The sequence below is a fragment of the Pseudomonas sp. Irchel s3b6 genome (genome assembly GCF_900187415.1).
In the GTDB taxonomy this organism is placed as follows: Bacteria; Pseudomonadota; Gammaproteobacteria; order Pseudomonadales; family Pseudomonadaceae; genus Aquipseudomonas.
In genome coordinates, this window is sequence record NZ_FYDM01000004.1 from 453,617 (window position 1) to 468,815 (window position 15,199).

9 protein-coding genes are annotated in these 15,199 nt (G+C 62.8%); 7 read left to right on the plus strand and 2 right to left on the minus strand.

The annotated features are described in order from the left end of the window. The first annotated feature begins 200 nt into the window (after positions 1-200). From speA to CKW07_RS10475, 3 genes are all read left to right on the plus strand, one after another. Entirely contained in the window at positions 201-2,114 is a 1,914-nt protein-coding gene (speA, locus tag CKW07_RS10465) for an arginine decarboxylase (protein WP_095144826.1), read from the plus strand. A gap of 232 nt (positions 2,115-2,346) precedes the next feature. After that, entirely contained in the window at positions 2,347-3,936 is a 1,590-nt protein-coding gene (locus CKW07_RS10470; protein WP_095144827.1) for a type VI secretion system Vgr family protein, read from the plus strand. After that, positions 3,933-4,718: a DUF4123 domain-containing protein gene (locus CKW07_RS10475; RefSeq protein ID WP_095144828.1), complete on the plus strand. Its 786-nt coding sequence runs from the start codon at positions 3,933-3,935 to the stop codon at positions 4,716-4,718. Before CKW07_RS10470 ends, CKW07_RS10475 begins: the two co-directional genes overlap by 4 nt. A 32-nt stretch (positions 4,719-4,750) precedes the next feature. Here CKW07_RS10475 and CKW07_RS10480 read toward each other — a convergent pair whose 3' ends face one another. Continuing rightward, a complete protein-coding gene (locus CKW07_RS10480; RefSeq protein WP_095144829.1) occupies positions 4,751-6,100 on the minus strand; it encodes an MATE family efflux transporter in 1,350 nt (449 codons plus the stop codon). 175 nt (positions 6,101-6,275) lie between these two features. Between CKW07_RS10480 and CKW07_RS10485 the strand changes: the two genes are divergently transcribed. Further along, complete coding sequence (locus CKW07_RS10485) at positions 6,276-11,171, plus strand: alpha-2-macroglobulin (protein ID WP_095144830.1); 4,896 nt, start codon at positions 6,276-6,278, stop codon at positions 11,169-11,171. 67 nt (positions 11,172-11,238) lie between these two features. On the opposite strand, the gene CKW07_RS10490 is transcribed toward CKW07_RS10485, so the two are convergent. Beyond that, positions 11,239-11,532 (minus strand): hypothetical protein, encoded by a 294-nt coding sequence (locus CKW07_RS10490; RefSeq protein ID WP_095144831.1) that lies wholly within the window; start codon positions 11,530-11,532, stop codon positions 11,239-11,241. Positions 11,533-11,659: 127 nt separating this feature from the next. Between CKW07_RS10490 and pbpC the strand changes: the two genes are divergently transcribed. From pbpC to CKW07_RS10505, 3 genes are all read left to right on the plus strand, one after another. After that, positions 11,660-14,065 (plus strand): peptidoglycan glycosyltransferase PbpC, encoded by a 2,406-nt coding sequence (gene pbpC, locus CKW07_RS10495; RefSeq protein WP_256577036.1) that lies wholly within the window; start codon positions 11,660-11,662, stop codon positions 14,063-14,065. A 68-nt stretch (positions 14,066-14,133) separates the two neighbouring features. Beyond that, complete coding sequence (locus tag CKW07_RS10500; protein ID WP_095144833.1) at positions 14,134-14,436, plus strand: MazG-like family protein; 303 nt, start codon at positions 14,134-14,136, stop codon at positions 14,434-14,436. Further along, positions 14,436-15,185 carry a methyltransferase gene (locus CKW07_RS10505; RefSeq protein ID WP_095144834.1) on the plus strand — a complete coding sequence of 250 codons (750 nt, stop codon included), beginning with the start codon at positions 14,436-14,438 and terminating at the stop codon, positions 15,183-15,185. The genes CKW07_RS10500 and CKW07_RS10505 overlap by 1 nt, the downstream gene beginning before the upstream one ends. The last annotated feature ends 14 nt before the right edge of the window (positions 15,186-15,199 follow it).

The following is a 15,199-nucleotide window of genomic DNA, read 5'->3' on the forward strand; positions in this document are numbered from 1 at the left end:
GACTTGATGCAGGCCTGATCCGACTCAGGTGTGGTGTCGTCTCCAGGGTTTTCACAGAGCCTGTTCTGACCGGTTTCTAAACTCAGCGCTGCATCCGGGGTCTATTCCCTCGTTGCAGGCTAATCGTCATTTACATTCTTTAAGCTGCGCCAGCCCTCAACCCGGGAGGCGCTCTCTGACTTTATTTATAGGGGACTTCGATGTCCGTACGACGCACACGCAAAGACGATGGCAGCCAATGGACAGTTGCGGACAGCCGCAGTGTTTACGGGATTCGCCATTGGGGGGCCGGGTATTTCGCGATCAATGACGCCGGTCGCGTCGAAGTTCGTCCGAACGGTCCGACCAGTTCGCCTATCGACCTGTTCGAGCAAGTCGACCAGCTGCGTAAAAGCGGCCTGTCCTTGCCATTGCTGGTCCGTTTCCCGGACATCCTGCAAGACCGTGTCCGCCAGTTGACCGGTGCCTTCGATGCCAACATCGAACGCCTGGAATATCAGAGCAAGTACACCGCGCTGTACCCGATCAAGGTCAACCAGCAGGAAGCGGTGATCGAAAACATCATCGCTACCCAGAACGTTTCCATCGGCCTGGAGGCCGGCTCCAAGCCCGAGCTGCTGGCCGTACTGGCCCTGGCGCCGAAGGGCGGCACCATCGTCTGCAACGGTTACAAGGACCGTGAGTTCATCCGCCTGGCGCTGATGGGCCAGAAGCTGGGCCACAACGTGTTCATCGTGATCGAGAAAGAATCCGAGGTCGGCCTGGTGATCGAGGAATCCGCCTCGCTGAAGGTCAAGCCTCAGGTCGGCCTGCGGGTTCGCCTGTCGTCCCTGGCATCGAGCAAATGGGCCGACACCGGTGGCGAGAAATCCAAGTTCGGTCTGTCGGCGGCGCAGCTGCTGTCGGTGGTCGAGCGCTTCCGCGCGGCGGGCCTGGACCAGGGCATTCGCCTGCTGCACTTCCACATGGGCTCGCAGATCGCCAACCTGGCGGACTACCAGCACGGTTTCAAGGAAGCGATCCGTTACTACGGTGAATTGCGCAATCTGGGCCTGCCGGTCGATCACATCGACGTCGGTGGCGGGCTGGGCGTGGACTACGACGGCACGCACTCGCGTAACGCCAGTTCGATCAACTACGACATGGACGATTACGCCGGTGTCGTGGTCGGTATGCTCAAGGAATTCTGCGACGCGCAGAGCCTGCCGCACCCGAACATCTTCTCCGAGAGTGGCCGCTCCCTGACCGCTCACCATGCCATGCTGGTGGTGCAAGTGACGGACGTCGAGAAGCACAACGACGACGTGCCGAAGATCGCCAACAAGGAGGAACTGCCGGAAACCGTACAGTGGCTGGTGGACCTGCTGGGCCCGACCGACATCGAGATGGTCACCGAAACCTACTGGCGCGCGACTCACTACATGAGCGACGTGGCGACCCAGTACGCCGATGGCAAGCTGACCCTGGCCGAAAAAGCCCTGGCCGAGCAATGCTACTTCGCCGTGTGCCGTCGCCTGCACAACTCGTTGAAGGCACGTCAGCGCTCGCACCGCCAGGTGCTCGATGAACTCAATGACAAGCTGGCCGACAAGTACATCTGCAACTTCTCGGTATTCCAGAGCCTGCCCGACACCTGGGCCATCGGCCAGGTCCTGCCGATCCTGCCGCTGCACCGTCTCGACGAAGAGCCGCTGCGCCGCGCCGTGCTGCAAGACCTGACCTGCGACTCCGATGGCAAGATCAAGCAGTACGTCGACGAGCAGAGCATTGAAACCAGCTTGCCGGTGCATGCACTGAACGACGGTGAAGACTACCTGCTGGGGATTTTCCTGGTGGGCGCCTACCAGGAAATCCTGGGCGATATGCATAACCTGTTCGGTGACACCGACTCGGTGAACATCTACCAGAATGCCGATGGCAGTGTTTACCACGCCGGTATCGAGACCCACGACACCATCGAAGACATGCTGCGTTATGTGCACTTGTCGCCAGAAGAACTGATGACGCACTACCGCGACAAGGTAGCCAGCGCCCGAATCAGTGCTTCCGAGCGCACTCAGTTCCTCGACGCGTTGCGTCTGGGCCTGACTCGTTCGTCTTACCTGTCTTCCTGAGGTCAGTCACCGCTGTGACCAGGCTGTCTGAAAGTTTTCCGTACGCTACGGAAGTTTCAGATAGCCCGGTGCGGCGGTTCTTCATTTTTATAGAGATATTTAGTTGCGTCGCACAATCAATGTTGGCGCTTCTTCATTTCGCGTAGTCTTTTTCCCAAGTTGTATTTCGGCACTCTACTCGGCCATGTCTCTCAGCGAGAATCCCCGGCCGCCCTCCTGTAGAGATACGTCGATGTCCGATCCAGTCAACGAGCCGTCATTTCGCCTGGAGATAGCGGGCCAGTCCCAAGCCTTTACGGTTGTCGCCTTTACCGGCTACGAGTCCATCAGTACGCCCTTTGTTTTCAGGCTGGAATTGCAACTCGATGAAAAGCAACTGGACCTTGCCAGCCTGATGTATCGCCCGGCCTATCTGTGCTTGGGGGAGGCGGGCGTCGGTATCCACGGACAGATTCATGACCTGGTGCAGCTTCACAGCGGCGCGAATCCGGGACTCTGGCGGGTGTCGCTTGGACCGAAGCTGACCTGTCTGGGGCAACGTTTCAGTCAACGGATCTTCAGCCGGCAGTCGGTCCCGCAGATCCTTGCCCAGGTCCTGAGGGAGCATGGTATCGGTGGGGAGGCCTGTCGGTTTGTGCTTCAGGACGATTACCCGGCGCTGGATTTCTGTACGCAGTACCGTGAGTCCGACCTGGCATTTGTTCAGCGCCTGTGCGAACAGGCGCGGATTCATTACTACTTCCTGCATTGCAGGGGTAGTCATTGCCTGGTCTTTACCGACACCCTGAGTCGCGAACCCGTTGTTACAAGCGAGTCCTTTGATGTCGAGGGTGCCGCACTTGCAGTCAAGCACTTCAAGGTGCATGCGCAAACACGGGAGGGTGACCCGCAGTACCCTGCATCGATCCACGCAGAAGCCGAAACAGACCTGTCGACGCTGCGCAGCGGTCAGGTTCTGGCGTTGTCGGAGCATCCCTGTGCGGCGTGGAACGGTCAGTGGTTGCTGACCCGGGTCGAGCACACCGGCCGCTCCATGCCGGTGCCACATTACTGCAACCGCCTGTGGGCGATACCTGCTGACAGGCCGTTCGAGCCTGGCGAGCCACACCCGAAACCTCGAATGAGCAGCATCCAGCGTGGCTGGATAGTCGATGTCGAGGGCGCGCACAGCGACTCGGCGAGGCGGGTCGCGGTGCAGTTCGACTGGTTGTATCAGGGCGAAGGCGCCAGCCCGAGTCATTGCTGGCTACCGGTTTCCACTCTGTTGTCGGACGAGGCGGTTGCAGGCCTCACCGCTGGGGTGGAGGTCTGTGTGAGCTTCATCGATGGCGATCCTGACCAGCCATTGATCACGGGGATATTTCAGCCGTCGATACGACCTGGGGACGCAGTGCTGCCTTCTGAAACCCGTCCGGCCTCAGGCAGCGAGGCCTTGCTGCAACTCCAGATCAACGCGGCGATGTTTGTGGGCACCGAGCAGCAGGTTCAGCTCTCCGGTGGTCAGGCGCTGACTGTTGATCCCCACTCACAGCGGCACTTCAAGGTAGGGTGCAGTGAGGTGCGTTTTGACGGTGCCGACATTCGCTTGTCCAGCCCGAACATTCATCTCAAGGCTTCGAAGCCAGCACCGGTCAAGGTAATGACTGCGCAGAGTGCGGCGCTAACTCCGGCTGCGCACCATGATTGGCTGGCACAGGTCCGGTGCAGTCAACCGCTGGTGCTGCTCTGCCTGTTGCCGGGAGGGGGGAGCTTGCGCTATTGCCGGCTAACGATCTGCGTCTGTCGCATGGCCACCGGGTTTGGTCAAAGTGGTGTGGCATGAGTGCGCCCCAGGCGGCTCAATGGTTTTTGCTGGATGTCCCGGGTGCGCCGGACGCCGGGCGGAATCTGCAGCAGTGCTTTGCCGAAGCGCCGTGCCATGGGTTGTTCGAGAACACCGATCTGCATGACTTGCGTGACCAGGGGCCGCAGTTGGTTGAACTGTCGAGCCAACCGACACTGGCGCAATGCGTTCACGAGGCGCCGCTGGACTGGCCGGGCCTGTTGCTGGAGACATCGGCCTCGGCGCAGCCGTTGCTCGGACACCTGCGACGGATGCTCACGGTCACGTTCGGGCTTCACTACAAAGGCCTGCTTAGTTACTACAACCCCTACACTGCCAGCTACTTCTTTGATGGCTGCGATGCCCGCGATTTGAGCCGCTGGCTGGGGCCGATCGACAAGCTGTACTGGTACGGCGGCACTTGGGCGGACCGGGCGCTGGGCTGCCTGGGGTGGCAGCAATTGAGCCGTCCGCCCTTGTCGGTCAGCGAACTGGCGATCGAAGACAACCTCAGCTTGCGTCAGCAGGGCCAATTGCAGGCGTGCATGCTGGAACGGCACGCCTGGTGCTGGAGCCAGACTACAGGGTATGACTACGGCTTGATCTGGTCCTGTGTGCAGGAAGGGCTCGAGCAGGGCTTCAGCGACAGAGCCGTGCTGGATGGCTGGCTGCGACTGCGCTTGCAGTACCCGTCAGTTGCACTGGATGCGCCGTTGCCGGGACGCACTCAGCAGGAGCGGCTCGACAGTTTGCGCAACCGTTGGCAGAACGGCCCATCCTGAAACTCGGACCCTGGCGGGTATTTGTGGCCGGCTCAGTGGGCGTGGCCGGCAAACCATCCGTCGTGCTTGCGCAAGTGCCAGGCGAAGGCAGCCAGGGTGAGGCTGCGCAGCACCATGAACAGCAGGAAGGTCAGCCAGAGTCCATGGTTGCCCAACCCTTGCAGCGCCCAGGCAAATGGCAGCAGCAGGATGACCGTCAAGAGCATGCCGTTGCGCATTTCCCGCGCGCGGGTAGCGCCGATGAACAGGCCATCGAGCAAGTAGCTCCAGACCGCAATCAACGGCAATACCGCGAGGTACGGCAAGTAGACGAAGGCGGTGTCGCGCACACTCGGTATGTCTGTCTGCAGGGCAATGAACAGATGGCCGGCGCACAGGAATAGCAGGGCAAAGCCCAGGCTGGCGATCAATGACCAGCCGCAGGCCACGACCAGTGAACGGCGCAAGGTCTCACGGTCACGGGCACCGATGGCGTGGCCACAGAGTGCTTCCACGGCATGGGCCAGGCCATCCAGGGCATGGGCGGTCAGGAGCAAACCGTTGAGCAGCAGGGCATTGGCGGCGACCGTCGCGTCGCCCAGGCGCGCGCCTTGAACCGTGACCATGAAGAACACCGATTGCAGCAGCAGGCTGCGGATGAAGATGTCGCGGTTGACCGCCAACAGGGGGCGCCAGCTCTGCCAGAGCGCCAGTGCAGCCCAGGCGATGTGCCCGGGGTAGGCACGCAGGGCGCTGCGGGTCATGGCCAGGCCCAGCAGGGCGCCGGTCCATTCGGCGATCACCGAGGCGCGGGCCGAGCCGACGACACCCCACTCAAGGCCAATGACGAACCACAGGTTCAGGGCGATGTTCACCAGGTTGGTGGTCAACAGTATCGCCAGCGGCGCACGGGCGTTCTGGGTCCCGAGGAACCAGCCGACCAATGCATAGCTGGCGAGGGCGGCGGGCAGGCCAAACAGACGGGTATGGAAAAAGTCCCGGGTCAGTTGGTCAAGCTCGGCGGACGGTTGCATGAAGTGCAGCGCCACGCCACTGAGCGGCACGCCCAGCGCACCGAGTAGCAAGGCCAGGCCCAGCGCCAGCAACAAGCCCTGTAGCAGGATCTGCCGCAACGCCGCGCCGTCGCCCCGTCCCGCGGCCTGCGCGGCGAAGCCGGTGGATCCCATGCGCAGAAAGCCCATGGCCCAGGCCAGGAAGGTGTACAGGCTGGCACCCACCGCTACCGCCCCCAATTGATGGGCATGGGGCAGGTGGCCGATCACGGTGCTGTCGACCAGCGCCACCAGCGGCACGGAAATGTTCGAAAGAATCATCGGCGCGGCCAGCGCCCAGACACGACGATGGGTGGCACGATCGCGCCAGTCGGTGATCAGGGTAGACATTCAGGCTCCTTGCGAGAGCGGGTATTGTAGCGGTAGATCCTGAAAGGGGGTGGAAGTCGGAAAGGGGCAGGTCGTGCTTGAGAACCCATCTCCCCCGCCGTCGGTCAATCTGATCAGCTCTGCAAGCGCTTGGGCTATAGTTACCCCCTTCGATACTCCTGCCCGCGAGTGCCCCATGCTTAACAAAGGATTGTTCCTGGCTTGTGTACTGACACTGCTCAGCGCCTGCGATTCATCGACCCCCGACAAGACAGCGGCCCCCGCCGCGCCAGCTGCAACGGCCACGGCACCCAAGGCCGTGCAGGACATGGCCGTGCTGAAACAGCGTTATGTCGGGCGTGAACTGAGCGTGGTGGATGTCTCGGAAATCCAGCTCGATGGCGCCAGCACCTTGTCGGTGAGTTTCTCGGTGCCGCTGGACCCGCAGCAGAAATTCGCGGACAAATTGCACCTGGTGGACAGCAAGAGCGGCAAGGTCGATGGCGCGTGGGAGCTTGCCGACAACCTGATGGAACTGCGCCTGCGTCACCTTGAGCCGCAGCGCAAACTGGTACTCACCGTCGATGCCGGGCTGGTGGGGGTCAACGACGCGAAGCTGGCCGCCGAATTTGTCAGCCGCCTGGAAACCCGTGACCTGCAACCGACCGTGGGCTTTGCCAGTCGTGGCACCTTGTTGCCGACCCGCCTGGCGGAAGGGTTACCTGTGATTGCCTTGAACGTCGACAAGATCGATGTCGAGTTCTTCCGTATCAAATCCGAATCGCTGCCGGCGTTCCTCGCCCAGTGGGGCCGCAACAACAGCCTGCAAAGCTACGAATCCCGCGAACTGCTGCCCATGGCCGAGCTAGTGTATGGCGGTCGTTTCGACCTGAACCCGGCACGCAACACTCGCGAAACCCTATTGCTGCCGATTTCCGGCCTCAAGCCGTTGCAGCAGCCAGGCGTCTATCTGGCGGTGATGCGTGCCTCCGGTACGTACAACTACTCGCAACCGGCTACCCTGTTCACCCTCAGTGACATTGGCCTCTCGGTGCACCGTTACCAGAATCGCCTGGACGTGTTCACCCAGGCGCTGGATGGCGGCAAGGCCCTCGACGGCATCAGCCTGGAGCTGCTCGACGCCGATGGCCGGATGGTTGCCCAAGGCAAGACCGGGCAGGGCGGCCATGCCGAGTTGCCGCTGCCGAAAAAGGCCGAAGTGCTGCTGGCCCATCAGGGCGAACAGACCAGCCTGCTGCGACTCAACAGTGCAGCACTGGATCTGGCCGAGTTCAACATTGCCGGCCCGCAGGCCCACCCGTTGCAGTTTTTCGTGTTTGGCCCGCGTGACCTCTACCGTCCCGGCGAAACCGTACTGCTCAATGCCTTGTTGCGAGACAAGGACGGCAACGCGGTCAAGCCGCAGCCGGTCAGCGTTGAAGTGCGGCGCCCGGATGAGCAGGTCAGCCGCAAGTTTGTCTGGGATGCCGATGCGTCTGGCCTCTATCAGTATCAACTGCAACTGGCCGCTGAAGCACCGACCGGGCGCTGGCAATTGGTGTTCGACCTGGGTGACGGCAAACCGCAGCTCTACGAGTTCCTGGTGGAAGACTTCCTGCCCGAGCGCCTGGCCCTGGAACTCAAGGGCAGCGATGTACCGATCAAGCCCGCCGACACCGCCGAAGTCGCGGTCAGTGGTCGTTACCTGTACGGCGCCCCCGCCGCAGGTAATCGCTTGAGCGGTCAGGTGTACGTGCGACCGTTGCGTGAAGCGGTCAAGAGCTTGCCCGGCTATCAGTTCGGCTCGGTCACCGAAGAGGAGTTGAGCCAGGACCTGGAACTGGAAGAAACCGCCCTGGATGAAGACGGCGAAGTCCTGATCTCCCTGGACAGCAAGTGGGCCGAGGTCAAGTCGCCGCTGCAACTGATCGTCCAGGCCAGCCTGCAAGAGTCCGGTGGCCGGCCGATTACCCGGCGCGTGGTGCAACCGGTATGGCCGGCGGACCGCATGCCGGGGCTGCGAGCCTTGTTCGATGGCGAAGAAGCCGGCGGCGACGGGCCGGTCGAATTCGAACTGTTGGTGGCCAACCCTGAAGGCCAGAAACTGGCGGCCGACAACCTCAAGGTGCGCTTGATCCAGGAGCGCCGCGACTACTACTGGAACTACTCGGACAACGATGGCTGGAGCTATCACTTCAACGAGAAGTTCCTCAACCTGGCCGAAGAGTCCGTCAGCATCAAGGCCGGTGGTACGGCCAAGGTCAGTTTTCCGGTGGAATGGGGACCTTACCGCGTCGAAGTCGAAGACCCGCAGACCGGCGTCGTCAGCAGCCTGCGCTTCTGGGCCGGCTACCGCGCCCAGGACAACGCCGAAGGCGGCGCGGTACGTCCGGACCAGGTGAAGCTGGCCCTGGACAAGCCCGCCTATGGTGATGGCGACACGGCCAACGTCACGGTCACGCCGCCGGCGGCCGGCAAAGGGTATCTGCTGGTGGAATCGGCGGATGGCCCGTTGTGGTGGCAGGCCATCGATGTGCCGGCCGAAGGTAAAAGCTTTGCGGTGAAACTCGATCCGAAGTGGTCGCGCCACGACCTGTATGTCAGCGCACTGGTGATTCGTCCCGGCGAGCGCAAGGCTAACGTCACCCCCAAGCGCGCGGTTGGCGTGTTGCATCTGCCGCTGGACCGGACTCAGCGCAAGCTCGGCCTGAGCCTGACGGTGCCGGAGAAAATGCGCCCGAAACAACCGCTGAGCGTGAAGATTCAAGCGAAGAACGCCGATGGCAGTGTGCCGAAACAGGTGCATGTGCTGCTGGCTGCCGTTGATGTCGGCATCCTCAATATCACCGAATACCCGACCCCGGATCCTTACTCCAGCCTGTTCGGTCGCAAAGCCTATGGTGCCGACCAACTGGACGTTTACGGGCAATTGATCGAAGCCGGGCAGGGCCGGCTGGCCAGCCTGGCGTTCGGGGGCGACGCGGCACTGGCCAAGGGTGGCAAGCGCCCTGATACCAGCGTGACCATCGTTGCGCTGCAAAGCGCACCGGTCACCCTGAACGAGCAGGGTGAAGGCGAGGTCAGCGTCGACATCCCGGATTTCAACGGTGAACTGCGCGTGATGGCCCAGGCCTGGACCGATGAACGCTATGGCATGGCCGAAGGCAAAACCGTGATCGCCGCGCCCTTGATCGCCGAACTGTCGGCACCGCGTTTCCTCGCCGGTGGCGACCAGACCACCCTGGCGCTGGACCTGTCGAACCTCTCGGGCAAGGCACAGACGCTGGAGGTGCAACTGAGCACCGAGGGCCAACTGGACGTGGTGGGCGAGACGGCGCACAGCGTGGCATTGACCCAGGGCCAGCGCACCACGTTGCACATCCCGGTGCGCGCGCTGGGTGGTTTCGGTCAGGGCAAGGTCAAGGTCCTGGTCAACGGTCTTGATCTGCCGGGCGAGAGCCTGCCGCCGTTCACCCGCGAGTGGACCCTGGGGGTGCGTCCGGCGTATCCAGCGATGCTCAAGCACTATCGCGCGGTGCTCAAGGACCAGCCGTGGAGCTTGCCTGAAGGGCAGTTGTCGCAGTTCGAAGTGGCCGGGCGTGAAGCCTTGCTCAGTCTGTCGAGCCGGCCGCCGCTGAACCTGGGCGAACAGATTCGCGCGCTCAAGGCTTACCCTTACGGTTGCCTGGAACAAACCGCCAGCGGCCTCTACCCGTCACTGTATGCCGATGCCGCCAGCCTGAAACGCCTGGGGTTGAAAGGTGATACGGATACCGAGCGCAAGCGCAAGATCGAGTTGGGTATCGAGCGCTTGTTGGGCATGCAGCGCTACAACGGCAGCTTTGGCCTATGGGGCGCCGATGGCGAAGAGGAGTACTGGTTGACGGCTTATGTCACGGACTTCCTGCTGCGTGCGCGTGACCAGGGTTTTGCCGTACCGCCCGAGGCCCTGAAAAAGGCCAGTGAACGACTGTTGCGCTACCTGCAGGAGCGCAACCTGATCGAAGTGAACTACAGCGAAAACGCCGAACACACCCGCTTTGCCGTACAGGCGTATGCAGGCCTGGTGCTGGCTCGCAGCCAACAGGCCCCTCTGGGGGCGCTGCGCAGTCTGTTCGAGCGCCGTAGCGATGCCCGCTCCGGCCTGCCGTTGGTGCAACTGTCGATTGCCTTGCAGAAAATGGGCGATCAACCCCGTGCCAAACAAGCGTTGCTGGCCGGGCTTGCAGCGTCACGTCAACCGAACGACTGGCTGGCCGACTACGGTAGCCCGCTGCGGGATCAGGCGTTGATCCTGGCGTTGCTGGAGGAGAACGACCTGGGCCAGGGGGCGCTCGAAGAGCGTTTGTTCAAGCTGTCCGATCAGCTGGCGGCCAGCCCGTATCTGTCGACACAGGAGCGTAATGCGTTGTTCCTCGCTGGCCGTGGTTTGCTGGGCAAGCCGGAAGCCAACTGGAGCGCGCAATTGAGCAGTGGCAACGAAACCCGTGAACTGAACAACAACCAGCCGGGGCTCAAGCTGGAAGGGCCGTTGCTGGCCTCGCCGCTGTCCCTGCGCAACGAAGGCAGCGAGCCGGTCTACCAGCAGCTGACGATCTCCGGTTATCCACAACACGCGCCGGTACCGGGTGGCGAGAACCTGAGGATTCGCCGTGAATACCTGGGCATGAACGGCCAGCTGTTGGACCTTAGTGACCTGGCCAGCGGCGATCTGGTGCTGGTGCACATTGCCGTCAGCGCCAAACAGCGCGTGCCGGATGCCTTGGTGGTGGACTTGTTGCCGGCGGGACTGGAGCTGGAAAACCAGAACCTGGCACAAAGCGCCGCGAGCCTGGAAAACGCCAGCAGCCAGGTCAAGGAGTGGCGCGAGTCAATGCAGAACGCCAGCCTCAAGCACCAGGAGTTCCGCGATGACCGTTACGTGGCGGCAATGAATCTGGAGGGTCGCGATACCTCGCACTTGCTGTACCTGGCACGGGCCGTCACCCCGGGCATCTACCGCGTACCGCCACCGCAAGTGGAGTCGATGTACCGGCCGAACTGGCAGGCCGTGGGTGAAACCGTACCGCAGATGGTGATCAAGGGGCGCTGAATACCCTCGGGGAATTGATCGTTCCCGCGCGCGCGTGGGAACGATCAAGTTGGGGCGCTGATCCGAATCAGTGAATCACCCAGCTCAGCACCCACAGCCCCAGCATCAGCCAGATAATCCCGACGATAACCGATGCGCGCATGAAGGCGCGAATGGCCGAGTACAGCAGCATCAAACCGATGAGCAATGCGATGATGCTGATGACCGAAGTGTCCATGCCCAGTGCTTGCGACAGACCTTCGACAAAATTGCCACCGGCGGAAGTCAAGGTATTGAACAACCCACTGAGCACCTCGACGATGAACCGGATGACCGACCCCAGCGCCTGGCCGAGCCACTCGAAAAAGCTTTCTACCTGCATGTGTGCGTCCTGATGAAAGTCTGTAAGGGCGTTGCCAGCGCTGAACCTTTGGCCGTTGCGTGCAGGCTGGAGTTCCCTTGAGGCCTAGAGGTTTGCGGTGTTGAATGTGCGGATGATAACGCAGCACATGCGTTCCCTGTGGGCGCGGGCTTGCCAGCGAAGGGCGCGACGGGGTGTACCAGGCAGGGCGCGTTCGCCGGCCAGCAGGCTTCTGCGGGTTGGCCGTTGGGTTGTGGGCGGGGCGTTGCTGGTGGTTGCGCTGCTCTGGCTGGCCGACCGGATCTGGCCGCTGCCCTTGCCCGGGGACGATCTGGCGCGGGTGGTGCTGGCCGAAGACGGCACGCCGTTGTGGCGCTTCGCCGATGCCAATGGCGTATGGCGCTATCCGGTCGACACGTCGCAGGTTTCACCCTACTACCTCGACGCACTGCTGACCTATGAAGATCGCTGGTTCTATCAACACCCGGGGGTCAATCCCCTGGCGCTGGGCCGAGCCGCGTGGCAGAACCTGTTCGGCGGGCGGGTGTTGTCCGGTGGCAGCACCTTGTCGATGCAGGTGGCGCGTCTGCTGGATCCTCATTCGCGAACGCTGGCGGGCAAGTTGCGTCAACTGTGGCGGACCGGGCAGCTGGAGTGGCACTTGAGCAAGGACCAGATTCTCACCCTGTACCTCAACCGCGCCCCATTCGGCGGTACGCTGCAAGGGGTGGCGGCGGCGAGCTGGGCGTATCTGGGCAAGTCGCCGCTGCACCTGACCCAGGCCGAAGCCGCGTTACTGGCAGTGTTGCCACAGGCGCCGAGCCGCTTGCGCCCGGACCGTCACCCGGCGCGTGCGCAAGCCGCGCGCGACAAGGTGTTGCGCAGGCTCGCGGCGTACCGGGTGTGGCCGCAGACGGCGGTCGATGAGGCCCTGGAAGAACCCTTGTTGCTGGCGCCACGCCTGGAGCCGAGCCTGGCGCCGCTGTTGGCGCGGCGGTTGAACCGCCCGGACAGTCCGCCGCTGATTCGCACCACCCTAGACGCTAACCTGCAGCGACGGCTTGAGGATTTGTTGCTGGGCTGGCGCGCGCGGTTGCCGGAGCACACCTCGGCGGCGATTCTGGTGGTCGAGGCAGAAACCATGGCCGTGCGTGCCTACCTGGGATCGGTGGACATCAACGACACCCGACGCTTTGGCCATGTCGACATGATCAGTGCCATGCGCTCTCCCGGCTCGACCCTCAAGCCTTTCCTCTATGGAATGGCGTTGGACGCCGGGCTGATCCATTCCGAGTCCTTGTTGCAGGACGTGCCACGGCGTTATGGCGACTATCGACCGGGCAACTTCTCCATGGGCTTCAGCGGTCCGGTACCGGCCAGCAGCGCGCTGTCGACTTCGCTGAACCTGCCCGCGGTGCAATTGCTGGAAGCCTATGGGCCGAAACGCTTTGCCGCCGAAATGCGCATGGGCGGCATGCCCTTGGCCCTGCCACCGCTGGCCGAGCCGAACCTGTCGTTGATCCTTGGCGGTGCCGGCAGTCGCCTGGAGGACCTGGTCAGTGGCTACAGCGCATTCGCCCGTGGCGGCAAGAGCGCCACTGTCCGATTGCAGCCTGACGAGCAACTGCGCGAACGACCGCTGCTGTCGCCGGGCTCGGCGTGGATTGTGCGGCGGATTCTCAGTGGCCAGGCCCGCCCCGACCGTGACCCGCGTGCCGAGTTGGTGCAGCGTCCGCTGCTGGCCTGGAAAACCGGTACCAGCTACGGCTTTCGCGATGCCTGGGCCATCGGCGTCGGCCCGCGTTACCTGATCGGCATCTGGATCGGGCGCCCGGACGGCACGCCGGTACCAGGGCAGTTTGGCCTGGCCTCGGCGGCCCCATTGATGTTGCAAGTGCATGACGTACTGATCAACCGTGACCGCCAGCGCGGTATCAGCGCACCGGTACAGGCGGTGCCCGCGAATGTCGGGGTCGCGGCGATCTGTTGGCCGCTGGGCCAGCCGATGAGCCGCAACGACCCGAACTGCCGCCGCCAGCGCTTCGCCTGGACGCTGGACGGCACCACACCACCGACCTTGCAGGCCCTGGACCAGCCCTTGGGCGTGGGCCTGGTGGAAAAGATCTGGGTCAATGGCAAAGGGCTGCGGGTCGACAGCAAATGCCCGGGCGCCGTGGCGCGGGATATCGCCTTGTGGCCGGCACCGCTGGAGCCTTGGCTGCCACGCATCGAACGCCGTGAAGCACGTGTGCCGGCCAATGATCCGGATTGCCCGGGACCGGTACTGGCGGCGTCTTCACCGCTGTCGATTGTCGGCGTGCGCGACGGTGATCAGGTGCGCCGGCCCGCGGCCAGTCGGGAACGGCTGCGGCTGAAGTTATCGGCACTGGGTGGCACTGGGCGGCGTTGGTGGTTTGTCAACGGTACCCCATTGGGCGACAGCGCCAATCAGGACAGCATCAATGCCACCTTTGAACAGCTGGGGCGCGTCGAATTGAGCGTGCTGGACGAGGGTGGGCAGACCGCGCGGGTCGAGTTCAGCGTGGTCGATTGACCCGCCGATTGACCGAGCTTGCCTTCATCGGCCATCCGCCCGAAGCTATACGCCTTCAGGAGAGCCCGATGAACCTTGTTGAACTGACCGAACGCCTGCACAGCATCCGCGACCGCAATGACTGGCGGCAATTTCACAGCCCGAAAAACCTGGCCATGGCCGCCAGTGTGGAAATGGCCGAACTGGTGGAAATCTTCCAGTGGCTGAGCGAGGACCAGTCGCGGCAACTGCCGCCGGAAAAGCTCGCCCATGCCGGTCAGGAAGTCGGTGATATCGTTCTTTATCTACTGCTGTTGTGCAGCGAACTGGGGTTGGACCTGGAACAGGTCGTGCGCAGCAAACTGGCGGACAGCGAACGGAGGTTCAGCTGATGAGCGACCGTCATTTCGATCAGTTGGCGACCCGTTTCGCCGAAAAAATCTACGGTGGGGCCAAAGGTGCGATCCGCCTGGCAGTGCTGCAAGCTGACCTGGCCGAGATCCTGCCGGATCGTCCATTACGGGTGCTGGATATCGGAGCGGGCTTGGGCCACATGTCGTTGTGGCTGGCCGAACGCGGCCATCAGGTCACCCTGGCCGAGCCTGCCGAACCCATGCTGAGTGGCGCGCGCCAGCGATTCGCCGACGCCGGGCAAACCGCAACCTTCATCCAGGCGCCATGGCAGGAACTGTTGGGGCAACTGACAGAGCCTTATGACCTGGTGCTGTGCCATGCGGTACTGGAGTGGCTGGCTGAGCCTCACGCGATTCTGCCCGTGCTGCATCAGCTGACCACTCAGGACGGCTGGTTGTCGCTGGCGTTCTACAACCGCGATGCCTTGATTTACCGCAACTTGCTCAAGGGCCATTTCCGCAAGATGCGCAAGAACGACATGGCGGGGGAGAAGCAAAGCCTGACCCCGCAAATGCCCCTGGATCCACGGGAGTTGGCGACGCAACTGCAAGGCTTGTGGACGGTCGAAACCCAGAGCGGTGTGCGGGTTTTCCATGACTACATGCCGGTGGAGTTCCAGGCCCGCGCCGAACTGATCGACCTGCTGGAAATGGAACTGGCCCACCGTCGTCATCCGACGTTCGCCGGGCTCGGGCGTTACCTGCACTGGATCTGTCGTCCGGCCTGAAGCCGGCACCTGTG

What these genes read in the sequence shown, in the direction of transcription:
- CKW07_RS10475 (WP_095144828.1), top strand. Translation starts at nt 3,933, where the DNA reads ATGAGTGCGCCCCAGGCGGCTCAATGGTTTTTGCTGGATGTCCCGGGT.
- CKW07_RS10500 (WP_095144833.1), top strand. Translation starts at nt 14,134, where the DNA reads ATGAACCTTGTTGAACTGACCGAACGCCTGCACAGCATCCGCGACCGC.
- speA (WP_095144826.1), top strand. Translation starts at nt 201, where the DNA reads ATGTCCGTACGACGCACACGCAAAGACGATGGCAGCCAATGGACAGTT.
- pbpC (WP_256577036.1), top strand. Translation starts at nt 11,660, where the DNA reads ATGCGTTCCCTGTGGGCGCGGGCTTGCCAGCGAAGGGCGCGACGGGGT.
- CKW07_RS10505 (WP_095144834.1), top strand. Translation starts at nt 14,436, where the DNA reads ATGAGCGACCGTCATTTCGATCAGTTGGCGACCCGTTTCGCCGAAAAA.
- CKW07_RS10490 (WP_095144831.1), bottom strand. Translation starts at nt 11,532, where the DNA reads ATGCAGGTAGAAAGCTTTTTCGAGTGGCTCGGCCAGGCGCTGGGGTCG.
- CKW07_RS10480 (WP_095144829.1), bottom strand. Translation starts at nt 6,100, where the DNA reads ATGTCTACCCTGATCACCGACTGGCGCGATCGTGCCACCCATCGTCGT.
- CKW07_RS10485 (WP_095144830.1), top strand. Translation starts at nt 6,276, where the DNA reads ATGCTTAACAAAGGATTGTTCCTGGCTTGTGTACTGACACTGCTCAGC.
- CKW07_RS10470 (WP_095144827.1), top strand. Translation starts at nt 2,347, where the DNA reads ATGTCCGATCCAGTCAACGAGCCGTCATTTCGCCTGGAGATAGCGGGC.